The following is a 24,337-nucleotide window of genomic DNA, read 5'->3' on the forward strand; positions in this document are numbered from 1 at the left end:
ATGTCGTTTAAAAACAGGCAGTAAAAGCATCACTTAGTATTAAAAAGAGATGCCCTGATAAACTTATGATAATAAAAGGCCCTACATTATGACTTTGCTCTGGATACCCTTGTTATCCTTAATTGGCAGTGTTATTTCTGCATGCACAGGTAAGTTATCCCGCAATTTAAGCACTAGTTTAACGGCTCTTGCGCCTTTGACGGCTTTGGGGATTACTCTATACCATGCACCTGCCGTTTTAGCGGGCGAAACCATTCGTTATTCTTTAGCTTGGATCCCGTCAATAGGACTCGATTTGTCTCTGCGGTTAGACGGCCTCAGTTTATTGTTTATGTTTATGATTTTAGGCATAGGCTTGCTCGTTATCCTCTACACCCGTTACTACCTAAGCGCTAATGACTCAATGGCTAAGCTATATAGTTACTTAATGCTATTTATGACTGCAATGCTTGGTATTGTTATGTCTAACAACGTCATTCAACTGTGGTTGTTTTGGGAATTAACGAGCATCAGCTCATTTTTATTAATTAGTTTTTGGTGGCATAAATCAGAAGCGCGAAAAGGCGCACGTATGGCGCTTGCTGTAACAGGCGCGGGCGGCTTAGCGTTACTTGCTGGATTGATGCTATTAGGTGATATTGTTGGTAGTTACGACCTAGATGTTATTCTAGCGAGTAAAGCAATAATTCAATCTCATGATTTATACGAAGTAGCATTGGTATTGGTGCTACTGGGTGCGTTTACTAAATCGGCACAATTTCCATTTCACTTTTGGCTTCCTCATGCAATGGCAGCGCCTACGCCAGTAAGCGCGTATTTACATTCTGCGACGATGGTAAAAGCCGGTATATTTTTGTTAGCACGTTTTCATCCTGCTTTGGCAGGCACCGATACTTGGTTCTTGCTCGTTGGGTTAACGGGTTTAGCTACGCTGTTGTTTGGCGCTTATATAGCACTATTCAAACACGACTTAAAAGGCTTGTTAGCCTATTCAACAATAAGCCATTTGGGTTTAATAACGCTATTACTCGGACTTGATACTGAGCTTGCGACTGTTGCTGCTATTTTTCATATAATTAACCATGCAACGTTTAAAGCGTCGTTATTTATGGCCGTTGGTATTATTGATCACGAAACGGGCACGCGCGATATGCGTAAATTAAATGGTATGTGGCGATACTTACCATACACTGCAACGCTTGCGATGGTCGCGGCGGCTGCAATGGCAGGAGTTCCTTTACTAAATGGCTTCTTGTCTAAAGAAATGTTTTTTGCAGAAACGCTACACCAGCAAGTGCTTGGTTCTATGTCGTGGTTAATTCCAGTACTGGCAACTGTTGCAGGTGCATTAGCTGTTGCGTACTCAGCACGCTTTATTCATGACGTGTTTTTTAATGGTGAACCAATTGATTTACCTCGTACGCCGCATGAGCCACCGCGCTATATGCGTGTACCAATAGAAATACTCGTTGTGATTTGTTTGTTAGTGGGTATGTTCCCGCACTTTACAATTGATGGCATTTTATCTGCGGCGTCTTTAGCTGTACTTGGAAAAGAAATGCCAGTGTACGAATTGGCTATCTGGCATGGGTTTAACTTGCCTCTACTAATGAGTGCGATGGCGATTGCTGGCGGCTTATTTATTTATATTAATCGTAAATATCTATTTCAGTTTCAAGCATCATTACCACCTCTAAACGCTAAAAAAACGTTTGAACGTGTGATATTAAGCGTTATTGCTTGGTGTCAGTCAAAGGTAAGCAGTATCGAAAATGGATCGCTACAGCGCTATCTTGTAATTATGTTAGCGGTGGTATTACTGTGTGCGGGTTGGCCATTATTTGAAATGCAACAACTTGCCGGTAGCATGCCACTTACGCCTGTTGATGTGCACAATGCAATTGGTGCAGGCTTATTGATTATTGGTGCTCTTGCCACCGTTATTTGGCATCGCTCTCGAATGGTATCGCTATTAATGCTCTCAATTGTAGGATTAATGGTGTCGGTTGTATTTACACGCTTTTCTGCTCCAGATTTAGCGCTTACGCAGCTAACTGTTGAGGTTGTTACTATTATTTTACTTATGCTGGCATTGTTTTTCTTGCCGCAGCATACGCCAAAAGAATCAAGTTCATTACGCGTACTTCGAGACTTAGCAATAGCCTCTACGTTAGGTGTAGTTATCGCGAGTATTTGTTATGCATTACTTACACGCCCGCTAGATTCAATCTCAGACTTCTTTATTGCTAACGCTAAAATTGGTGGCGGTGGTACTAACGTAGTTAACGTTATTTTAGTCGACTTTAGGGGCTTTGATACGCTTGGTGAAATTACCGTATTAGGCATTGCCGCATTAGGTATATTTAAAGTACTTTCTCGAATTCCATTATTTATGCCAGCAAGCGACAGCGAAGGGCGCCCATGGGCACGAGAGCGCCATCCAATATTACTGGCGAGTATTTCACAAAGTTTATTACCGCTTGCGTTATTAGTTTCTGCATATATTTTCTTACGTGGGCATAACTTACCTGGTGGTGGCTTTATTGCAGGACTGGTAACGTCAATCGCGTTTATTTTGCAATACATGGCGCATGGTACAGCATGGATAAACGAACGTTTTGATGTTAATTATCGCAAAATTATAGCTTCAGGCATTGGTATTTCTTTGTTTACAGGTGTGGGTAGTTGGTTCTTCGATAAGCCATTTTTAACAACTTGGTTTGACTACTTTGATATTCCGTTTGTCGGTAAAACAGAGCTTGCCAGCGCGATTGCATTTGACCTAGGTGTTTACTTAACTGTTGTAGGCGCTACGTTAATGATTTTAGCAAGCTTAGGTAATATGACAGCAGATACCCAGAAAAAAGAGGTAAATATTTAATGGAATTATTGTACGCATCTTGCGTTGGAGTATTGGTCAGTTGCGGTGTGTTTTTACTGCTAAGAGCTCGTACGTTCCCTGTAGTACTTGGGCTTACTATGATTTCATACGCTGTTAACTTATTTTTGTTTTCAGCAGGTCGCCTTACTATTAATAAAGCGGTAGTACTTGGTACTGGCACAGAATACGCCGATCCTCTACCTCAAGCATTAGTACTAACTGCAATAGTGATTGGTTTTGCGATGACCGCATTTGTGGTTATTTTGGCAATACGTGGGCGCGCCGATTTAGGTAGTGACCATGTTGATGGTTATGTGCCTAACACCTCTGCAGATAATAAGGAGCAAAAATGATCCAACATTTAGCTTCGCTACCTATTTTATTACCTATGTTGACGGCAGTTATTTTATTGCTGCCGCCATGTGGTAAAAGCGTCAAAATTCGCCGCTTAGTTTCAATTGTAATGGCAATAGCTACTTTTGCCATTAGTGTGCTTTTACTTGTACATATTAATAATACAGGTATTAATGTTTACGCTATTGGTAGTTGGTCTGCACCATTTGGGATAGTCTTAGTCGCTGACATGTTATCTACCTTATTGGTTACGTTAACTTCACTTTTAGGTTTGGGCGCTATTTTATATGGTAGTGCTGGCGATGATGAAAAGGGCAGCTTTTATCATCCACTTGTTCATTTTTTAATATTGGGTGTAAATGGCGCGTTTTTAACTGGCGATTTATTTAACCTATTTGTATTTTTTGAAGTGTTACTGATTGCATCATATGCACTGTTAATGCATGCAGGTGATAAACAAAACACTCGTGCGGCACTGCAATATGTAATATTAAATTTAGTTGGCTCAAGCGTATTTTTAATCGGTTTGGGTATTTTGTACGGTGTACTTGGTACGCTTAATATTGCAGATATGGCGCAAAAAGTATCACAGCTTTCGGGCGATGATGTATACCTAGCAAAAGCAGGTGGTTTATTACTATTAATTGTATTTGCTTTAAAGGCCGCACTATTACCTCTGCATTTATGGCTTCCAAATACGTATTCAAGCGCTAAACCTGTAGTTGCAGCATTGTTTGCGATTATGACCAAAGTAGGCGTTTACGCCATGCTTCGTGTTTACACGGTGATATTTGGCGAACAAGCAGGAGCGCTTGAACATATGGCGCAGCCTTGGCTTTGGGGCTTAGCAATTGCCACCATTATAGTGGGTGCCATTGGCGTTATGGCAGCGCAAGACTTACGTAAACTCACCTCTAACTTAGTATTAGTATCGGTAGGTACGTTGGTTGCGCTAATTGCATTGCAAAATGTAAATGCCACTGCTGCACTTTTATATTATTTAGTGCATTCAACACTTGTTAGTGCCGCACTGTTTTTACTAGCAGACTTAGTTTCAATCCAGCGCGGTAAAGTTGGTGATAGGCTAGTAGCGGGTCGCTCTGTTAAACAACCATTTTTATTAGGTGTGTGCTTTATTGTTGCAGCTTTAACTGTAGTTGGTATGCCGCCACTATCAGGCTTTGTAGGTAAAATTTGGATACTTAAAGCCACATTAAATAGTGAGCAAGCTTTACTATTTTGGCCTGTATATTTAGTAACAAGCTTTGCGTTGTTGGTAGCGCTTTCGCGTGCTGGCACGACCTTGTTTTGGGAGCATAAAAGTAAAAATAGCGAAAACGCAGATTGTGCAAATGCACACCCGTTGCAGGTAATTGTAATTATAGGTTTACTTGCGTGTTCGCCATTGCTCGTTATTTTTGGCGGACCAATAAGTGAATACATGCTAGGTGCTGCTACTCAGTTACATGATATAAGCGGCGGTATTAATGCTGTACTTAAAGGAGGCATGTGATGAGATTACAAGCCCGTTTTCGTTGGTTACCAACGCCATTTCGTAGCTTATTTTTGTTTATGGTTTGGCTATTGTTAAATAATAGCGTGTCGGTAGGGCACTTAGTATTAGCGACTATTTTTGCAATACTTATCCCAATATTAAGTTTTTCGCTTCGCGAGCCTCAGCCACTAATTTTAAAGCCGGGCTTGGCTCTTAAGCAGTTGCTTATTGTGCTGTACGATATTGTCGTAGCAAATTTACAAGTGGCTTTACTTATACTTGGGCCATCTAAAAATTTGCGTCCGGCATTTATAAAAGTACCGATAGATTTAACTCATGATATGCCAATTACCATATTGGCCAGTAGTGTATCGCTTACACCCGGTACAGTGAGTGCAGAGGTTTACCCAATTGCTGAATCGTTACCTGAGGGTGAAGAGCCAACACAACGCTACTTATTAATACATGTGCTTGACCTTAAAGATGAAGAAGCACTTATCAAACAAATAAAACAACGCTACGAAGCTCCACTAAAGGAGATATTTCAATGTTAGACACCGTATTACTCATTGTTTTTTCGATGATTGGCTTATCATTATTGCTTAATTTATGGCGATTGATCATTGGTCCATCAGTGCCTGATCGTGTTTTAGCGCTCGATACAATGTACATTAACGTCATTGCACTGATTATTTTATATAGCATTAGTATGGATACAGGGCTTTATTTTGAAGCTGCACTGCTTATTGCCATGCTAGGTTTCATAAGTACAGTTGCAGTGTGTAAGTATTTATTACGTGGCGATATAATTGAATAAGGTGAAAACATGATCAGCGAATGGGTTGTATCAATATTATTGTTATTTGGTGGTACGTTTATTTTAATTGGCTCAATAGGCTTAGTTAAACTACCTGACTTTTTTATGCGTTTGCATGGGCCAACTAAAGCAACAACGTTGGGCATGGCAAGTATGCTAATTGCAGCTATGGTTTATTTTGCAAATTCAGGACATGGCCTAAGTGTTAAAGAAATACTCATTACTATATTTTTACTAATTACGGCACCGATTAGTGGTTACATGCTAATAAAGTCAGCTATTCATCATAAGCTAAAAGCCAAAGAAGGCACTAAAGGCCTAGATAATGTAGAAGACGATTAACATAAAAATATATTTATAAAAGGCCGAATAAATTCATTTTATTCGGCCTTTTTAGTGACTGCTTGTACCCTTTACAAGACTAATTAATAATGTAACTATAAAACGATTATTTATATGAAAGGATATTATTATGGGTAAGGTACTACTTTTATCATTACTGATTTTTTCTAGTAGTTTGTATGCTGAACAAAATACTAAGCAGCAAAAAATAGATGAACTTATTAGTGTAATGAATTTAGATTCAATGGTTGACTCTATGTACGGCCAGGTTGAAGGTATGATGAAAGGCATGTCAGATCAAATGGGCGTTAAGCCTTCTGAACAGGCAATTTTTGATAAATACTACAGCGACATGACGACGGTATTAAAAACCGAAATGAGCTGGGCCAAAATGCAGCCGATGATGATTAGCGTGTACGACAAACATTTTAGTGAGCAAGAAATTGCCGATATGTTAGCGTTTTATAAAACAGATACAGGGCAAAAAATACTTGAAAAAATGCCTGTTGTGATGCAAGAGTCTATGCAAATGTCACAAAGCTTAATGAAAGATGCTATGCCTAAAATACAAACTTTAGCGCAGCAACTAAGCGACGAATTAGAGCAAAGCCGTAGCGAATCAAACTAGGGCAGCGCATGTTTGGTATTTATGCTGCGTTATCGCCTATTTATGGGGAATAACCACACTACATAGGCTCTGCCTTGCCTAAAGACCAAACAGTCTGCTGTAAATTAAACCACCAATGATCAACACGCCCTTAGATTAATACGCGCCTTACTTAGGCGCTTCTCTCCTAAATTACCCCCCTCCAGATAATACACGCCCGATATCAGCTTAAGTTAATTATGTTTGTGTCACTATACTAATGAGCAACAATACTTAATCAATTTGAGGGATTAAATTCGGCGTTAACTGCGTTAAACATTTTTGATATACGACTGCATGGATGCAGAGGCAATTAGTGATAACAACTAAATAACGAAACCTTTGCCTTGTTATCAACACGATTTTCTTGTCTTAAATAGGTTACTTAATTAAGCGAATTGGTATTATTTTATTAGTTTTAAAATAGTCATTGACCTATGTGTTGCACCTAGGTTTATTATGAAGCTACTGAAACACGACGGAGCTAAATTATGTATGTTAAACAACTCGCCAAGTTAATGGGCGTGACTGCCGATACTGTTCGTCATTACACACGTGTTGGGTTACTTAACCCAATACGCAGTGAAGAAAATGGCTATCAAGAGTATACAAAGCAAGACCAGCAGCGTTTAAAGTTTATTATTAGCTCTCGTCAACTAGGTTTTTCACTTAAAGATATTCAACACATTATAGGCGAGTCAGAGCAGGGGAATTGTCCTTGTCCGTTAACGCGTAAACTCATTACTAAACGCCTAGAAGAAACCGAAGCACTATTTCAAGAAACATTAAAATTACGAAACAGAATGCATGCAGCTCTGGCGCAATGGGATACATCAGCCGATGGTGCAAATGCCAGTGACGTGTGTAGTTTAATAGAATCTTTTGTTGATCCAATAAATGATTCTGCAAATAAGGAGCAGCGTAATGACGACTAATACAAAAGACACCGCGCAAAACTTTATTATTGAAGGCGCTAATTGCGGCAGTTGTGTGGCTAAAATTGAAAAAGCCCTTAATAGCGTGCAAGGCGCGCAAAACGTGGAAATGAACTTTGCACAGCGTACTGTCCGTGTAGAAGGTAAAGCTTGCGAAAGCACGCTCATTAAAGCAGTCGAAAACATTGGTTATTCAGCTAAGCCAATGAGTAACGAGTCTGATCAAGATGCACTTGATGAAAAAGCAAAGTCGGATGAGGCACATTATAAAAAGCTAATGCGTAATATGATATTAGCGTTAGGGGTCGGTACGCCGTTAATGATATACGGGCTTATTTTTGACATGAGTGTGACCACCGACACACAACGAATAGCATGGTTTTTAGTGGGTATAGTCACGCTTGTGGTTATGGCTATATCAGGTAAACAATTTTACAACGGTGCATGGCAGGCATTCAAAAACCATGCTGCCAATATGGATACATTAATAGCGCTTGGTACAGGTACTGCGTGGTTGTATTCAATGTTTGTGGTAATAGCACCAAACTTATTACCGGAAGTTGCAAGACACGTATATTTTGAAGCATCATCGATGATCATCGGTTTAATTAGTTTAGGGCTCGCTTTTGAAGTAAAAGCACGTGGGCGCACCTCACAAGCAATTAAACGCTTAATTGGCCTGCAACCAAAAACTGCACGCGTAATTCGCGATGACCAAGAGCAAGACATCGACATTAGTGATGTTGTAAAAAATGATGAAGTACGCGTACGCCCGGGTGAAAAAATCCCTGTGGATGGCGATGTTATTGAAGGCAGCAGTACGGTTGATGAGTCAATGCTTACTGGTGAGCCAATGGCTGTAAGCAAAAAAACGGGCGACAAAGTCGTTGCCGGAAGTATTAATAAAAGTGGCACTTTATTATTTAAAGCCACGCACATTGGTAGCGAAACCACACTTGCCAATATTATCAATATGGTAAAGCGTGCACAAAACTCTAAGCCATCAATAGGGCGCTTAGCTGATGTTATATCAGGAATATTTGTACCAACAGTCATGATTATTGCAGTACTTGCTGGCCTTGCATGGTTAAACTTTGGACCTGAGCCATCAATTGCTTATGCCGTTGTTGCAATAACCACTGTACTTATTATTGCGTGTCCTTGTGCGCTAGGACTCGCAACCCCTATGTCGGTTATGGTGGGTATTGGTAAAGCTGCAGAGTCAGGAATATTAATTCGAAATGGTGAGTCGCTGCAAACAACATCTAAAATCACCACCATGATTTTAGATAAAACAGGCACTATTACTCAAGGCACACCGCAAGTTACCGATGTAGTTACGTTTAACAACAGTGATGAAAATACAGTAATGCAACGTGTTGCAAGCCTTGAAAGTAGCTCAGAGCATCCACTGGCAGAAGCAATTACGGCACACGCTAAAAAGCAGGGCTTAGCTTTAAGTAAAGTAGCCGACTTTAACGCAATTACAGGTAAAGGTGTGACTGGCAGTGTTGACGGGCAAACATTGTTGTTTGGTAATAAAGCGCTAATGGATAAATATGATGTAGCCGTTGATGATGCAACCGAGCAAGCTCAAACACTTGCCAGTGATGCTAAAACGCCCATGTATTTTGCAAGTAATAATAAGCTCCAAGCTATTATTGCAGTAGCAGATCCTATTAAAGAGGATTCAGTTGAAGCTATTAAACGCCTGCAAGATAAAGGTATCCACCTAGTTATGCTAACAGGTGATAACAAAGCCACTGCACAAGCCGTTGCTAAGCAAGTTGGTATTGATGACTTTATTGCAGAAGTAATGCCCGATGATAAAGTAAACGAAGTAACAAAGCGCCAAGCAAACGGTGAAATAGTGGGTATGACAGGTGACGGTATTAACGATGCCCCCGCACTTGCGCAAGCCGATGTAGGGTTTGCAATTGGCACAGGTACCGATGTTGCAATAGAAAGTGCAGACATTACCTTAATGCGTGGTTCGTTACATGGCCTTGCTGATGCAATTGCAGTGAGTAATGCAACTATTTCAAATATTAAACAAAACCTATTTGGTGCCTTTATTTATAACGTGGCGGGTATTCCGATTGCAGCCGGCGTGTTGTATCCATTTTTTGGAATACTACTTAACCCTGTTGTTGCAGGTGCAGCTATGGCACTTTCATCGCTTACAGTGGTAAGTAACGCTAATCGCTTACGTTTTTTCAAACCAAATAAATCGTAATTTAAGCTAAGGAGTACATTATGTTGATGATTAATATAGGTGGTGCACTGTTAATAGCCGCAATTATTTATTGGTTTTGGCTATACAAACCAGAGCAAACACAAAGTGATGACAACAAAGTAACGATAGTCGTTGATAACGGTGTTTATAAGCCAGGACACATTAAAGTGGCAGCCAACAAAGAGGTTGTACTTACCTTTGATAGAAAAGACAGCGCGCCGTGCGCCGAAACCGTGGTATTTCCACAGCTTGATATAAGTAAAACGCTGGCAATGGGTGATGGCAACACAGTTAAACTACCCGCGCTTGAAGCCGGTGAGTATGATTTTCATTGCCAAATGCAAATGTATAAGGGCAAGCTAGTTGCTCAGTAACCTGAACTAAGTAGGTGTTGGGGTCGTATAGTTGCCTCATATAAGTTATGAGTAGGAGTGGTTACATTAAATGAATAAATTAAACCCTAAAAAATTATTGAATAGTAAATGGACCGCAACACCTTCTATAAATAAAGAAAAACACTTCATTATTGTTGAGGTGGAATTTGATGAAGATGGTAATGTAATTGAGTGTATTACCGAGGCTGTTATGTCAAAAAATCAATACCCAATTAGTTGGCGAGATTTAAAAGATAACCAAAAGTGGCTACAAGGGTGGAAGTAGTTTAAATCTACATAATTTATCTCACTCCAATAGCGGCACATTTGCAGATAGCTGGAACACGATATAGGTTTGCTTAACTCAAGCGAACCTATATTTTACGGCGCATTAAGTTATGAACTCAATGCTATAACTTAGCTCATATATCACATTCTTTCTGAGTAATTCGCCATTTGGCAACAAAACAGTTAATTTCAAAGTATCCTTCCAAAATTTTTATAACAAATCTCAAAAACAATGTAACTTACTGATTATAAGTAAATTAATTTTTTAATAGCCGCGAATAAATCCTATGTTACTTCCATGTTCATATTCAGTTTATTTTGAAGACTAACCCGAACGCCCCCGTTATTGGCTTTTTAGCTAAAGTGTGTCTTTTTAATTAAACTTAACCAATTGATTTATATCGATTTATTGTTTTTAGTTAAATGACTGTTGCTAAATAGCAACAATAACACCTCCCCAAATTAAGCTTCTCTCGTTTTATATCGTTTAACTCATTGTTTTTAAATAATAAATAAAAAGTGGCACCGAAGTTGTAATACCTAGAGTGTATTAAGCAAAACGTGATGAAAGCCAAAGGCCTTAATCGCAACAACCCAATGAAGGAATACTATTATGAAAACATTTCAATCAACACTAGTACTAATGGCGCTAGCTTCTTCATCAGCGGCTTTTGCAGCAACAGATTTTGATACGCTAGACGTAGATGGTAATGGCGCAATCAGCCAAGCCGAAGCATCAGTAGATGCTGAGCTTTTAAGCAAATTTGAAGAACTCGATACAAACCAAGATGGTGAGCTATCTGAAGATGAGTTTTCTAAGGCCTAAAATTAAAGCCTTAAGCAGTTAATGCTCTGTAATGTTATCTAAATTCTGAGTTGCCAAAGACAACCTAAGTAGGCAAGGGAGCCTACTAAAAAGAATAACCAGGAAGTGACTAGAGAGCACTATAGAGCAAATTTATTTAGGACACCGCATACTTTTGAAGGATTAAATTATGAAAAAGCTACAATCAACATTTGTACTTATGGCTATTGTTTCTTCGTCAGTAGTATTTGCAAACACAGACTTTGAAACACTCGATGCAGACGACAACGCTTCAATTAGTCAAGCTGAAGAATCGGTGCAAGTAATAGAGCAATTTGACGAGCTAAATGTTCAAAGTAGCGGTGGTCCGACAGAAAATGATTTTTTTGAATATTAATTTATAGACACTTCACTCCTAAAGGATCTTTGAAAAGGACTTCTTACCTCTAATCAGGTCACCCCTAATCAGGCTCAAAGCCTAAGGAAACGATTATGAAAACATTACACAAAACTTTAGGGCGTATTGATCTTTGTGGATTGAAATTTGTTCAATCTAGGGGCGATTAAATCGCGGCGCGAGGTTTGTAACCTAGTGGGCTAAGTAAAAACCGAGCAACAAAGAGTTAATCGTCCCTAGAAAGAACCCAAAGGGCAGCGCATGTTTGGTATTTATGCTGCGTTATCGCCTATTTATGGGGAATAACCACACTACATAGGCTCTGCCTTGCCTAAAAACCAAACATGCTGCTGCAAATTCACCCACCAAAGATCAACACGCCCTACCACTTGTAGCTCTTGCTTCTTCTTCAGCGGCGTTTGCTGCGGTAGATTTTGATTCTTTTGATACTGATGGCGACGGCGTAATTAGTAAAACAGAAGCCCAAGTAAACTCGCAACTAGTACAGCTTTTTGATCAATTAGATGCAGATGGAAATGGCGAATTATCTAAAGAAGAGTTTTCGAAGGTTCAGTAACAGGCTCTATATTTAAGTTAGTCGTAAAGCCTTACCAGTCATACTCACAAAGCAGCTAAGTAATTAATACTTAGCTGCTTTTTTGTGCATTTAATTTAATATATTGCATTTTAGTCACCAAAGTAGTGCAAAACTCGAGTTTGAATATCATTAAGTTGCTGATTATTAAGTTATTTTATTATTGGTTTTAAACTTGCAAATCTATTTATAACTTAGGTTAATGAGTATTTAAAATGGCGCGAATGAGTTATATCAGTAGTGTTGAGCGCTACCACGAATATGAGCATGTAATACACAGCTTACTTGAATCTATTTTGATGAGTATTGAGGATGGGTTAACTAAGGAGCGTGATACCCGCTACCTGATTAAGCAGTACCCATTTTTAGAATTACAATATTGTTTAAATGCAGAAGGTTTGCAGCAGGGTAATAATGTCTGCTTTAAACGGGCATATAGCAAAAAACTAGGTGAAAGTGGTAATCAACAAGATTTAAGCGAGCGACCCTATTTTTTGAACGCTAAAACAAGTGATAGGGTGTGCTTTACTGATCCCTACATTTCTATAGCGACTAACCATTTATGTATATCGGCGATTAAAGAACTAAAAAAACCAATTAATAATCAACATTACTTGGTCGTTGATGTGAGCTTAACGCAGCTTATTGAGTTTGTAATGGGTGATACTGCGCGCGCTAATATGTCGCCTTACTTTAAAGCGGGTTACGGTATTATTGTTGCGTGCTTATTTTGCTTAGTATTATTTTTACTGAATATCGTTTTTAATGATATATACGCGCTATTAACCCATGTAGATACCTCATCAGACCCACTTGAACCCTTTAGTATCATTATTTACATCACCCTAGCATTAGCAGTATTCGATTTAGGTAAAACAATACTCGAAGAAGAAATCCTTATGCATAAGGATATTTTTAGGCACTCATCTACGCGGCGCACTATTACACGGTTTATATCTACCGTGTTAATTGCTATATCAATTGAGGCGTTGTTAACTATGTTTAAAGCGGCGTTGGGGCAATCGGAGTATTTAATGCCTGCAATAGCGATGATGCTTGCAGTAGTGGGGCTTTTAATTGCACTAGCTATTTATGTTTATTTAGGAGCAAAGGCCGAAACGCTATTAATGCGGGCTCGTTTAAAACAAAAATCCTCCAAGTAGGAGGATTTTTATATTACATAACTATTAATAGTTATTTATTGTTTATCTTGCGCGCGTTTGGCTTTAAAGTCAGACTCGCTCGTCCACTTTGGCCAATCGCCATTGTTTGCAAGTTGAGTGGCTATATCAACAATAAGATCTATATCTTGCTTAACACCACCTAACGACCAATCAGCAGAGTAGTCGTCTGCTTCTTTATGGTACTTATGCGCAATGTACTCAGGATCGGTATCGCCCAGGCTCATAAATAATAAACTAGGCACGCCTTGCTTAGAAAGTGAGAAATGATCAGATCTAAAAAACAAGCCATTTTGCGGGCGAGGATCCATTTTAACAACACGGCCTTGTGATTTTGCAGCCTTTGCTAAATAGTTTTCCATTGTCGATAAATCTTTACCGTATTGTAAAATGTAGTCAGTGCCATCAAGCACGTTCATGCCATCAATATTTAATAGACCGACCATTTTTTTTGTAGGTACAACCGCACCCGATGCAAATTCTTCAGAACCAATTAACCCCGTTTCTTCTGCTGTAAAGTTAGTAAAAATAATTGAGCGTTTAAATGGTTTTTGCTTGTTCATTTTGCTCATGATGCGTGCTATTTCAAGCGTGGCTGCAGTGCCTGAAGCGTTATCTACTGCGCCGTTATAAATCTTAGGGCCAGTATCCGTTTGTTTAGTACCAAAGTGGTCCCAGTGAGCGCTAATAACAACGTATTCGTCAGGTGATTCGCTACCTGTAATTTGTGCAACTACGTTATGCGATTTTGCATGAGATACTTCGTTTTTAAAGGCAAGGTTTGCTTTTAAGTTGAGTGGCGTCGCTTTAAAGTCATCATTTAATGCTGCTTGTTTTAAATCTTGATAGTTAAGCTTTGCGGCGTTAAACATTTTCTCAGTCGCATCAAGTGTTAGCCAGCCCATAACCGGTAATTTAGACGCGTTTAAATTGTTATCCATTAACGTGTATTTAGTGCCGGTGTTTGAACTTTCAACTACGCCCCAAGGGTATGCCGCAGGTGCTGTTTCATGAACAATAAATACAGCCTTTGCACCTTGGCGAGCGGCTTCTTCATATTTATAAGTCCAGCGACCGTAGTAGGTCATTGCATTACCAGTAAAAAGGGCATTGTTTTGAGTAGCAAAGCCTGGATCGTTAACTAGCACAACCACTGTTTTACCCGTTACATCAATATTTTTATAGTCATTCCAGCTATATTCTGGCGCATTAATACCGTAGCCCGCAAATACAACGTCAGAGCTTCTTACATCAATTAATGGCTGAAGTTGCTCGGTACGTGCGGTAAAGTCTTTGCCTGATTCAAAGCTCAAATCACCTACCTTTAACTGCATGTCCTGATTAGCTGTCACCATTGCCATTTTTACAGGCTGTAAGTATTTACCTTTATAAGCACCGGTTAAACCCAGCGCTTTATATTGCTCGCTTAAGTAGCCTACTGTTTTCACTTCGCCATGAGTAAGCGGGCCTCGGCCTTGAAAGTCATCAGAGGCTAGCGTTTTAATATGCTGTTTAATATTGCTAAGGCTTACACCGGCTGTATTTTCTAATGGGGTTTGTTCGCTTGCAGGCTCTGAGCAGCCAAAGAGTGCAACTAGCAGGCTTAGGCTAGCGCTTTTTAAAAGAGTAGATGCCATAGTCTTCATATTGTTATTTAATTAGGCTTTCAATATAAAGGAAGCACCGCAGCGATGTCGAATTTTTATAGAGAACTTTTCATTCAATTGCAGATTGATTTTATAAGGTGTATAAATAACGAACAACCTAAAGGAGCACATAATGAGCCAATGTAAAAAAAGTGGGTATTTATTTATAGCTAGTGGCATTGCATTTTTTGCTGCTGCAATATTAGCTGAGCAGGAGACATTTTTTGTGCTGTCTGCTTCTTTTATAATATTGGGCACTATAAGTATAAAAAAAGCGGCTTAATAACCGCTTAGTTTTTTTAGCTAAATATAAAGCTTAAATACAATACTTGGCACTAAAAGCAAAAAACCAGCATTAGCTGGTTTTTTAGTATAAGTTGCAGTTAGCTTTATGCGTCTGCAAGCTTTACGCGGATCTTACTTTTATCAACAGTAGATTGGTTAAGTGCTTTAATGGCGCTTTTACTTTCTATGTCGTTTGGCATTTCTAAAAAGGCAAAGCCTTTAGATTGGCCAGTTTCTTTATCAAGTACCAAGTTGCAGGTAGTCACTTTACCGTGCTCTGCAAATAAAGTACGAAGCTCATGCTCAGTGGTAGCACGAGACAAGTTACGAACTAATAGTTTCATAATGAACCTAAATAATTATGTCAGTACTAATTATCTCAAGTAACTCAGCTTTAACCTAATTTTATTTTAAAACATATATAAATAAACGTTCTATAGGAATAATTGTTTGTATCACACTGAAAAAACATAGCTTTTATAATTTTAAATGGATTGCCATTAAATTGGTCATGTTAATTGGTAATTGAGTTGTGGTTATTTGCATAGTTAATTGGTAAGTTTATGTTTTATTAACTTACTATTAACTATAAAGCTAACAATGCCTAAATATAATCTTAAACTGCGTAATGTAATTACAACCGCACTTCTATCTTGTTTAGTTGTTGGTTGTGGCAGCTCTGGCTCTGATTCTACGGTGCAAAATAATGAAGCGATTACTTTAAAAACTCCAGCAATAATTGGTGGTAATAGCCGAGGCGAAGTTATTAGTGATAGTAATGATGCAATAACAGGCTCATTAACCATTACTGATCAACAATCCGGTGAGGCTGCTTTTATAGCACAAGAAAATAGCGCTACAAGCTATGGTTTTTTTAGCTTAAATGCTGGTGGATATTGGTCATACACACTTGATGATTTAAATGCTTCAATAACATCTTTAAGGGAAGATGAAACACTGCAAGACACAATAACAGTAAACTCTTTAGATGGTACTGGCGCACAAATTATCATAACAATTGTTGGTGCACCAATAACTCAAGCTGATGGCTTTGAGAACATCTCGCACGTGTTATTGCAATCAGATGGCGTAGATTCGGGACTTGACGCATACACACTTATTGAAAATATATTCGGCGAAGGGTCAATTGAATCTCCAGACTTATACGCTGGCAATCATGAAAGTGTTGTCCATATTATCGAAGGTACCGATACGATAATTGGTAACCATTTTGTATTTTTAGCCCACCGAGATGATGACCAAGATAAAGACAAAGGTGCAAGTGACAGGCAACGCAACGAAATAAAAACCTACGATAAATCACCGCAAGAAACACTGGCGTTTGAGGGGGAGACATTTCAATATAGCTGGAAATTTAAAGTAAGTAGCGAGCTTGAGCTTACGAGTAAGTTTAGCCATTTTTTTCAAATAAAAGCCCGTAACGAAAGTAACGACAACACCAATGGTAATGACGATCAGCCTATTATCACTCTCTCAGGTGCACAAAAAAACAGTACAGGCAATCAACTGCAAGTGCGGTATAGCGCAGGCTTTGACGAAAACGGTAACAGCACGGGTCTTGATAAAAACTTAATTGAAACCGACTGGTCTTTAATTACAGATGAATGGGTCGAGGTATTTGTACAAGCTACATTTAGTGAAAGTGGTAAGCTTGATATGACATTAACGCGCTTAAGCGACAACGCAGAGATATTTAATATAAGCGAGCAAAACATAGATATGTGGCGCGGCTTTAATGATGATGATTTTGCTCGTCCTAAGTGGGGAATATACCGCTCAATTGTTGAAACCGACAGCCTTCGAGTTGATGAAGAACGTGTTAGGTTTGCTGATTTTTCTATCACAAGAGGTAAGTTAGCGCAGTAAGCTATTTTATCAATTAGCATGAAAAAGCCGTTAATAATTATGCATTATTAACGGCTTTTTTTATTCTTTGATAAAAATAGTTATTTTACTTCTTTGCCCGCTGCTTGTTGATCAGCATGGTAGCTTGAGCGTACAAACGGACCTGAAGCCGCGTGAGTAAAGCCAATTTCGTCTGCATACGCTTTTAAGCCGTCAAACTCTACTGGTGGCACGTAGCGTTTAACCGGTAAGTGATGCTTAGATGGTTGTAGATATTGGCCTACAGTTAGCATGTCAACGTTGTGTGCACGTAAATCGCGAAGCACTTCTTCAATTTCGCTAATTTCTTCACCTAAACCTACCATTAAGCCTGATTTAGTTTTAACTTCTGGGTGAGCTTCTTTAAAGCGGCGAAGTAATTCTAATGACCATTTGTAGTCAGCACCTGGGCGAGCTAGTTTGTATAAACGTGGCGCAGTTTCAAGATTGTGGTTAAACACATCTGGTGGTGTCTCGATTAATATCTCTAATGCGCGGTCCATACGACCACGAAAATCAGGTACTAAAATTTCGATAGTGATAGTTGGATTATGTTTACGAATCTCGCGAATACAATCGGCAAAATGCTGTGCACCACCATCACGTAAATCATCACGATCAACTGAAGTGATTACAACGTAGCTTAGCTTCATATCTTTAATAGTAAGTGCTAGCTTTTCAGGTTCAGTGGCATCAGGTTTTAATGGGCGACCATGGGCAACATCACAAAATGGGCAACGACGAGTACAAATAGCACCTAAAATCATAAAGGTAGCTGTACCGTGGTTAAAACATTCAGATAGGTTAGGGCACGAAGCCTCTTCACATACCGAGTGTAAGCCATGCTTACGTAGCGCTTTTTTAATGCCGTCAATGCGATCGGTTGATTTAGGTAAGCGAATTTTTAACCATTCTGGCTTACGCAACATTTCAGTTTTTTCTGTAGGTAAAACTTTTACTGGGATCAACGCCATTTTTTCTGCGTCGCGTAGTTTTACACCTGGTTCCATTTTGACTGGTTTATTCATTCGTTTTCAAACCCTTCAGTATGCTTAACCTGTGTTGCATTAAGCTTCTTGATCATGTGTTTCACCAATCCTTCACCTGCACTTTCTAGGTTTTGAGGACCATCTAATTCTTTAGTTTGCACCATATTCATGCCCGCATAACCACATGGGTTAATGCGTAAAAATGGACTTAGGTCCATGTTAACATTTAATGCTAAGCCATGAAACGAGCAACCACGACGAACCCTTAACCCAAGGGATGCAATTTTGCTGTCGTTAACGTAAACACCGGGTGCATCAGCTTTAGCATAAGCTTCAATACCATACTCGGCGAGTGATTCAATAATGCACTCTTCAAGCCATGTAACCAGTTCACGTACACCAATCTTTAAACGACGTAGATTAAATAATACATACATCATTTGCTGGCCAGGGCCGTGATAAGTTACTTGTCCGCCACGGTCAACTTTAATCACCTCAATGTCGCCAGGAGCTAGTAAGTGTTCGTCCTTACCAGCCTGACCTTGGGTGAATACACTCTCGTGCTCTACAAGCCAAATTTCATCTGGCGTATTTTCATCACGGGTGTCGGTAAAGTCCTGCATTTTTTGCCAAATTGGCATATAACGCTGACGACCCAGTTGGCGTACGATCAAAGTGTTTTCGTTCACAACAAATCTCAACTATGGCTTAAAGCATGTGGCGTACGTCATCAATATTGCTGATCACGTTGTAAATTTCTTCAATATGTTTGCCACTAGTAACCGTTGCTACAAGGCTTACTGACTCGTAATTACCTTTGCTGCTTGGTTTTACTTTAGGGGCGTAATCGCCAGGTGCTATTGGTTGTAACTTAGCTAAAATTTGATCAGTTAAGTTTACATTAGCTAAACCCATTATTCTGAATGTAAATGGGCAAGGGTACTCTAGGTACTCATCAAATTTAGTATCTTTAACAGGTTGAACCACGACGGTGACTCCTCATACAAAAGTGTGGACTCTATGCAAGCTCGAAGCTTAATACAGATAGGCAATTAGCAGTCTTGCTTATATGGGGCGCATTCTAACATTTTTCAAGCAAAAAAAAACGCCTCACAGTGGAGACGTTTAAATTAGTTACCCTAGTTAATAGGGGAGCTATAAATTACTGCATGATCTGTAAACGTAAGTAATCATAAATTTTGCTAAAGAAGCTGCCTTCTTCCACTTCTTCAAGTGTTACTAGTGGGTATTGAGCAATATCTTCGCCCTCTAGTTGTAAGAATAACGTGCCTACTTTAGTACCTTTAGCAAGTGGTGCTTCAAGTGTGTTATCTAGCTCAAAGTTAGCTTTAAGGTTTTTATGCTGACCACGTGGGATAGTAATCGGTGTATCTTCTAAAATACCTAAAGATACATTTTCTTTGTTACCCATCCAAATGCGTTGTTCTGCAAAGCTATCGCCTGCTTTGTACGGAGTAATTGTTTCATAAAAACGAAAACCATAGTTAAGTAGTTTTTTACTTTCTACTTTACGAGCTCGTTCGCTGGTAGTACCCATAACAACAGCAATTAAACGCATATCGTTTTTAGTTGCTGAGGTAACTAGGCTGTAGCCAGCTTCTGATGTATGACCAGTTTTAATACCGTCAACATCTAAGCTTTCGTCCCACAATAATGAGTTACGGTTATATTGCTTAATGCCGTTATAAGTAAACGATTTTTGCTTATAAAGTGCATATTCATCTGGCACATCACGAATAAGTGCAGCACCAAGTGTCGCCATATCGCGAGGCGTTGTGAAGTGCTCGTCAGTATCAAGGCCGTGGCTGTTGATAAAGTGGCTGTTGCTCATACCTAATTTAGCAGCGTGGGCATTCATTAAATCAGCAAATGCGCTTTCGCTTCCAGCAATATGCTCAGCCATTGCAACACATGCATCATTACCTGATTGGATAATAATACCGTGGTTAAGCTGATCAACACTAATTTGCTTACCTACTTCAATAAACATCTTTGAAGATTCTGGGAAGTTTTTAGCCCATGCTTTTTCGCTTACCGTTACCATATCGGTAGTGGCAATATTACCTGCTTTAATTTCAGTACCAATTACATAACTGGTCATCATTTTAGTTAAACTTGCAGGTGCTAGCTGTGTATCGGCTTCACCTTCAGCAATAACTTTACCTGTTGTAAAGTCGACCAAAAAATAACCTTTTGCATTAACTTGAGGTGGTGCCGGAATAATTTGGGCGCTGGCTGAAAATACGGCGGCTGTACAAACTAGGCCGCATACACCTTTGAGGATTTTATGTTTAATAGATTTCATCATACTCATTAATGGTTAAAGTTAAAGATTCGCGTTACGCCATTTTATACCCAAACCACCCCAAGATGCGAGCATCCTGGGGTAGTTTGGGTATTAGTCTTACTGAGTGTAAAGCAAGAACGCGTTTTGAAATTGATTTTGTTTTAATTTTTTTAATACTTCGTCTGCATGAGGAGTATCTTTTATTGGCCCTAAATGCAGTCTGTAAATGTCGTCTTTTTGAACGATATTTGTTGGTAATTTGTATTGCTCTCGCAATGTGCTGGCAAGCGCTTCAATATTAGCAAGTGTACTACCTGCAGCTACCTGAATATAGGTTTGACGCGCAGTTGCGCCCGCAAGCGTAACGGCTTCTAGCTTAACCTTTGCTGTACCATGGGTGTAATAGCCAAGCTTGTAAGCGGCTGCGTACGAAAGGTCAATTATTCTATCGTCATGAAACGGGCCCCGATCGTTCACGCGTACGATTACCGATTTACCATTTGCTGTATTGGTTACTTTAACAAAGCTAGGTAGTGGCAGCGTTTTATGCGCTGCGGTCATGGCAAACATATCATACGTTTCACCATTTGAAGTGTGATAACCATGAAATTTACGACCATACCAAGAGGCAATGCCTTCTTCACTAAAGCCTGTTTCATCAAGCATGGGTGAATAACTTTTACCAAGCACTGTATATGGGCGACTAGCGCTGGCGCTTTTAGTTACTTCGGTAACTATAGCGTCTTGCATCTCAAGTGTAGTCGGGGCTCTAAGTGGTGCTGCATCATGGCGCATGCTATAACGGCTACTTGAGCCGCTACTACATGCACTTAAAAGCAAAATTAATAACGTGGTAAATATAAGCTGGTTAGTGTGTCGCATTATTTTAAAAGCATCCTTTTATCTGTTGCGATTGACATAATAATGCCAAATCCTGCCATTAACGTCACCATCGATGTACCACCATAACTAATCAGTGGTAAAGGTACGCCTACAACAGGTAATAAACCCGATACCATGCCTATGTTTACAAATACGTATACAAAAAAGGTGAGGGTGAGTGCGCCTGCGAGCAATTTACCAAATGCATCTTGTGCATTAACAGCAATGTATAAACCACGGCCAATAATAAATAAATAGAGACTAAGTAAAACACATACGCCAAATAAACCAAATTCTTCGCTTAAAACCGAAAATATAAAGTCGGTGTGGCGCTCTGGCAAAAATTCTAGTTGCGATTGCGTACCAAGCAGCCAGCCTTTACCTTCTATACCGCCTGAGCCAATAGCAATTTTAGATTGAATAATATGATAACCCGAACCGAGCGGATCGCTCTCAGGGTCTAAAAAGGTGAGTACACGCTGCTTTTGATAATCGTGCATACCGTAGTGCCAAAATGGCCATGCGGCAAGCGCTACAATAGAGCTTAAAAAGCCGATTAAACGCCAACTTAATCCAGACAAAAACAAAACAAATATACCTGAACTTGCAATAAGTATAGCGGTACCTAAATCGGGTTGTTCTTTAATTAATAATGTAGGGAGCATTACAATCATAAAGCCAATAATTAAGTGCATTGGCCGAGGAGGTAAGTGGTTACGCCCTATATACCAAGCTACCATCATCGGGACTGCCAACTTCATTAATTCTGCAGGTTGAAACCGTGTCACCCCTAAATCGAGCCATCGCTGTGCGCCTTTTGAGCTTACGCCAAATAAAAGTACACCCACTAGCATTAATAAACCAACGCAATAAAGTGGGATCACTAAACGCTTTAATGTGGCAGGCGAAAATTGGGCCAAAACAACCATAGCAACAACCGCACCGCCCATACGAGTCATGTGCCTAATCATCATTGAAGAGTCTTGGCCGCTTGCGCTGTAAACAACCATTATGCTACCAGCCATCATTATGAGTAATGCAATAAGCAGTGGTAGGTCTAGATGCATACGCATCCAAATAGAGCGTTTATCGTGCAAAGCGGTCATGGTGTATCGTTCCTTGCAAGATTAACTGGATTGGCTGCAAAGTAGTAATCCATAAGTTGGCGAGCAATTTGAATACCACCGTGGTTGTTTTCTAATACAACAGAAACCACAATTTTAGGATCGTTGTAAGGTGCAAACCCTACGTAAATTGTGTTGTCACGCTGGCGCTCTTTAAGCGATTCTGCATCGTAGCGTTCACCTTGGGCAATACTAACTACCTGTGCAGTACCCGTTTTACCAGCCGAGTCGTAGTTAGTGCCTTTAAATGCTTTGTGCGCTGTGCCTGATATTTTTTGAACTGTATTATGCATTGCATCTAACGATACTTGCCAATGGCGTGGATCTTTTAAAATAACAGGGGGTTTTTCTTCGTTGTTAATTTGCGTTATATCGCTATCTTTTTTTATTACTTGCACCAAATGAGGTGGATGATTAATACCACGATTAACTAATATGTTAGTCGCATTTGCAATTTGAATTGGTGTAGCAGTCCAGTAACCTTGACCAATACCTACTGAAATAGTATCACCACGCCACCAAGACTCTTTAAAGCGTCCTTCTTTCCATTCTTTTGAAGGTAGAATAGCAGTAGTTTCTTCATGAATATCAATACCTGACAAATCGCCGTAGCCAAAACGGGCCATAAAATCACTGATTTTAGTAATGCCTAACCGATAAGCCGCATCGTAAAAATAGGTATCGCACGACTCTTCAATCGCCTTGTATACATCCACATGACCATGGCCCCAACGTTTCCAATCTCGCCATTTGTGTTCAACATTTGGAATTTGAAAAAAACCAGGATCCCACATTGATGTTGATTCATTTACTATATTTTCTTCAAGTGCTAATACAGCCATTAAGGGTTTTACCGTAGAGGCAGGCGCATAACGACCCTGCGTAGTACGGTTTATTAACGGACGGTCTTGGTTAAGTAACGCTTTATAATTTTTGCTGCTAATGCCGTGTACAAATAAATTTGGGTCGTAACTTGGGTTTGAATAAAGTGCCAGCACGCCACCATCTTTTGCATCCATAACTACAACAGCGCCACGCATATCTTTAAGCCCATGCTGTGCAATTTGTTGCAAGCCAATGTCTAAGGTAAGTACTAAATCGCTACCAGGTTGTGGCTGGGTCATGCTTAGAGTGCGAATTACACGGCCACGGTTATTAACTTCTACCCGTTGTGAGCCCACTTTACCGTGCAATGTTTCTTCATAGTATTTTTCTAATCCGAGCTTGCCAATATCATATGTAGCACGGTAATTGGTTGCACGATCTTCTTGTTCTAATTGGTTTAGCTCTTTTCTATTAAGCTTGGCAACATATCCAAGCGCATGCGTTAGCGTGTCACCAAATGGGTAGTAGCGAGCCAGACGTGCCTCAATACTAAAACCAGGAAATTTATGCTGATTAACCGAAAATTTCGCCACTTCTGTTTCGTCTAAGCGGGCTTTTAATACTTGTGATTTAAAACGACGGGTGTGTTTTATATCTTTTAAAAAGTCTTGTTTATCTTGCTCTGTAATCGCAATTATTTTACTTATTTGATCAAGCGATTCGTCAAGGTCATCTACCTCTTCGGGGATGACTTCAAGGTTGTAAACAGGTTTGTTTTCAGCAAGTAGCACACCGTTACGGTCGTAAATTAAACCACGGTTGGGTGCAATAGGAATAACTTTAATGCGGTTATCGTTGGAGCGGGTTTGGTAGTCTTGGTGATCTTCTACCTGAATAGTATAAAGATTAGAAAGTAATACAGCGACTAATCCTAATACAAAAACAAAACCCACGAATGCTCGCCTAGCAAATAAGTTTGCTTCTGCGGAGTGGTCACGAATAGTGGGTCTATGTTTTAGCATGGCAA

25 protein-coding genes and 1 pseudogene are annotated in these 24,337 nt (G+C 39.6%); 17 read left to right on the forward strand and 9 right to left on the reverse strand.

Annotated elements, in window-relative coordinates; translation table 11 throughout:
- The first annotated feature begins 88 nt into the window (after positions 1–88).
- From GQR39_RS03200 to GQR39_RS03270, 15 genes and pseudogenes are all read left to right on the forward strand, one after another.
- Positions 89–2,881 carry a monovalent cation/H+ antiporter subunit A gene (locus GQR39_RS03200; RefSeq protein WP_033012429.1) on the forward strand — a complete coding sequence of 931 codons (2,793 nt, stop codon included), beginning with the start codon at positions 89–91 and terminating at the stop codon, positions 2,879–2,881.
- A complete protein-coding gene (locus tag GQR39_RS03205; protein WP_010554685.1) occupies positions 2,881–3,234 on the forward strand; it encodes a Na+/H+ antiporter subunit C in 354 nt (117 codons plus the stop codon). The genes GQR39_RS03200 and GQR39_RS03205 overlap by 1 nt, the downstream gene beginning before the upstream one ends.
- Positions 3,231–4,748, forward strand: coding sequence for a monovalent cation/H+ antiporter subunit D (locus tag GQR39_RS03210; RefSeq protein WP_010554686.1), 1,518 nt, complete (start codon positions 3,231–3,233; stop codon positions 4,746–4,748). The genes GQR39_RS03205 and GQR39_RS03210 overlap by 4 nt, the downstream gene beginning before the upstream one ends.
- Positions 4,748–5,284 (forward strand): Na+/H+ antiporter subunit E, encoded by a 537-nt coding sequence (locus GQR39_RS03215; protein WP_007585523.1) that lies wholly within the window; start codon positions 4,748–4,750, stop codon positions 5,282–5,284. Before GQR39_RS03210 ends, GQR39_RS03215 begins: the two co-directional genes overlap by 1 nt.
- A complete protein-coding gene (locus GQR39_RS03220) occupies positions 5,278–5,547 on the forward strand; it encodes a K+/H+ antiporter subunit F (RefSeq protein ID WP_007378493.1) in 270 nt (89 codons plus the stop codon). The genes GQR39_RS03215 and GQR39_RS03220 overlap by 7 nt, the downstream gene beginning before the upstream one ends.
- Positions 5,548–5,556: 9 nt before the next feature.
- Positions 5,557–5,889 (forward strand): Na+/H+ antiporter subunit G, encoded by a 333-nt coding sequence (locus GQR39_RS03225; RefSeq protein ID WP_007585525.1) that lies wholly within the window; start codon positions 5,557–5,559, stop codon positions 5,887–5,889.
- A 130-nt stretch (positions 5,890–6,019) separates the two neighbouring features.
- The gene (locus GQR39_RS03230) at positions 6,020–6,517 is read left to right on the forward strand and encodes a DUF2059 domain-containing protein (protein WP_010554687.1); all 498 of its coding nucleotides are present in this window, start codon (positions 6,020–6,022) and stop codon (positions 6,515–6,517) included.
- 509 nt (positions 6,518–7,026) lie between these two features.
- Positions 7,027–7,470: a MerR family transcriptional regulator gene (locus tag GQR39_RS03235; RefSeq protein WP_010554688.1), complete on the forward strand. Its 444-nt coding sequence runs from the start codon at positions 7,027–7,029 to the stop codon at positions 7,468–7,470.
- Entirely contained in the window at positions 7,460–9,706 is a 2,247-nt protein-coding gene (locus GQR39_RS03240) for a heavy metal translocating P-type ATPase (protein ID WP_165734802.1), read from the forward strand. Before GQR39_RS03235 ends, GQR39_RS03240 begins: the two co-directional genes overlap by 11 nt.
- A gap of 20 nt (positions 9,707–9,726) precedes the next feature.
- The gene (locus GQR39_RS03245; RefSeq protein ID WP_007378488.1) at positions 9,727–10,080 is read left to right on the forward strand and encodes a cupredoxin domain-containing protein; all 354 of its coding nucleotides are present in this window, start codon (positions 9,727–9,729) and stop codon (positions 10,078–10,080) included.
- 70 nt (positions 10,081–10,150) lie between these two features.
- Entirely contained in the window at positions 10,151–10,366 is a 216-nt protein-coding gene (locus GQR39_RS03250) for a TIGR02450 family Trp-rich protein (protein WP_007585532.1), read from the forward strand.
- Positions 10,367–10,981: 615 nt separating this feature from the next.
- Positions 10,982–11,194 (forward strand): calmodulin, encoded by a 213-nt coding sequence (locus tag GQR39_RS03255; RefSeq protein WP_007585535.1) that lies wholly within the window; start codon positions 10,982–10,984, stop codon positions 11,192–11,194.
- A 169-nt stretch (positions 11,195–11,363) separates the two neighbouring features.
- Positions 11,364–11,570: a hypothetical protein gene (locus GQR39_RS03260; protein WP_024593886.1), complete on the forward strand. Its 207-nt coding sequence runs from the start codon at positions 11,364–11,366 to the stop codon at positions 11,568–11,570.
- 388 nt (positions 11,571–11,958) lie between these two features.
- Positions 11,959–12,147 (forward strand): annotated as a pseudogene (locus GQR39_RS03265) (EF-hand domain-containing protein); the annotation flags it as partial.
- A 233-nt stretch (positions 12,148–12,380) separates the two neighbouring features.
- Positions 12,381–13,328 (forward strand): PDC sensor domain-containing protein, encoded by a 948-nt coding sequence (locus tag GQR39_RS03270; RefSeq protein WP_024591129.1) that lies wholly within the window; start codon positions 12,381–12,383, stop codon positions 13,326–13,328.
- A gap of 35 nt (positions 13,329–13,363) precedes the next feature.
- On the opposite strand, the gene GQR39_RS03275 is transcribed toward GQR39_RS03270, so the two are convergent.
- The gene (locus GQR39_RS03275; RefSeq protein WP_165734803.1) at positions 13,364–14,983 is read right to left on the reverse strand and encodes a M28 family metallopeptidase; all 1,620 of its coding nucleotides are present in this window, start codon (positions 14,981–14,983) and stop codon (positions 13,364–13,366) included.
- Between the two features lie 142 nt (positions 14,984–15,125).
- Between GQR39_RS03275 and GQR39_RS03280 the strand changes: the two genes are divergently transcribed.
- A complete protein-coding gene (locus GQR39_RS03280; RefSeq protein WP_007585545.1) occupies positions 15,126–15,275 on the forward strand; it encodes a hypothetical protein in 150 nt (49 codons plus the stop codon).
- A gap of 106 nt (positions 15,276–15,381) precedes the next feature.
- Here GQR39_RS03280 and GQR39_RS03285 read toward each other — a convergent pair whose 3' ends face one another.
- Positions 15,382–15,621, reverse strand: coding sequence for an RNA-binding protein (locus GQR39_RS03285; RefSeq protein ID WP_007585551.1), 240 nt, complete (start codon positions 15,619–15,621; stop codon positions 15,382–15,384).
- Positions 15,622–15,877: 256 nt separating this feature from the next.
- On the opposite strand from GQR39_RS03285, the gene GQR39_RS03290 reads away from it, so the two are divergent.
- Positions 15,878–17,164: a VCBS domain-containing protein gene (locus tag GQR39_RS03290; protein WP_165734804.1), complete on the forward strand. Its 1,287-nt coding sequence runs from the start codon at positions 15,878–15,880 to the stop codon at positions 17,162–17,164.
- An 80-nt stretch (positions 17,165–17,244) separates the two neighbouring features.
- Here GQR39_RS03290 and lipA read toward each other — a convergent pair whose 3' ends face one another.
- The 7 genes from lipA to mrdA form a co-directional block, all read right to left on the reverse strand.
- Positions 17,245–18,210, reverse strand: a complete 966-nt coding sequence (lipA, locus tag GQR39_RS03295; RefSeq protein WP_002958515.1) for a lipoyl synthase — start codon at positions 18,208–18,210, stop codon at positions 17,245–17,247.
- On the reverse strand, positions 18,207–18,860 hold the full coding sequence (lipB, locus tag GQR39_RS03300; protein WP_010554695.1) for a lipoyl(octanoyl) transferase LipB: 654 nt from the start codon (positions 18,858–18,860) through the stop codon (positions 18,207–18,209). Before lipB ends, lipA begins: the two co-directional genes overlap by 4 nt.
- 19 nt (positions 18,861–18,879) lie before the next feature.
- Positions 18,880–19,158 (reverse strand): DUF493 family protein YbeD, encoded by a 279-nt coding sequence (gene ybeD, locus GQR39_RS03305; RefSeq protein ID WP_002958517.1) that lies wholly within the window; start codon positions 19,156–19,158, stop codon positions 18,880–18,882.
- A 175-nt stretch (positions 19,159–19,333) separates the two neighbouring features.
- Positions 19,334–20,497 (reverse strand): serine hydrolase, encoded by a 1,164-nt coding sequence (locus tag GQR39_RS03310; RefSeq protein WP_010554697.1) that lies wholly within the window; start codon positions 20,495–20,497, stop codon positions 19,334–19,336.
- A 99-nt stretch (positions 20,498–20,596) separates the two neighbouring features.
- Positions 20,597–21,361, reverse strand: a complete 765-nt coding sequence (locus GQR39_RS03315; protein WP_010554698.1) for a septal ring lytic transglycosylase RlpA family protein — start codon at positions 21,359–21,361, stop codon at positions 20,597–20,599.
- Complete coding sequence (gene rodA, locus GQR39_RS03320) at positions 21,361–22,467, reverse strand: rod shape-determining protein RodA (protein WP_007585558.1); 1,107 nt, start codon at positions 22,465–22,467, stop codon at positions 21,361–21,363. The genes GQR39_RS03315 and rodA overlap by 1 nt, the downstream gene beginning before the upstream one ends.
- Positions 22,464–24,332 (reverse strand): penicillin-binding protein 2, encoded by a 1,869-nt coding sequence (gene mrdA, locus GQR39_RS03325; protein WP_033012431.1) that lies wholly within the window; start codon positions 24,330–24,332, stop codon positions 22,464–22,466. Before mrdA ends, rodA begins: the two co-directional genes overlap by 4 nt.
- Positions 24,333–24,337: the final 5 nt, after the last annotated feature.

It is taken from the genome of Pseudoalteromonas sp. C8 (assembly GCF_011378685.1).
In the GTDB taxonomy this organism is placed as follows: domain Bacteria; phylum Pseudomonadota; class Gammaproteobacteria; order Enterobacterales; family Alteromonadaceae; genus Pseudoalteromonas; species Pseudoalteromonas arctica.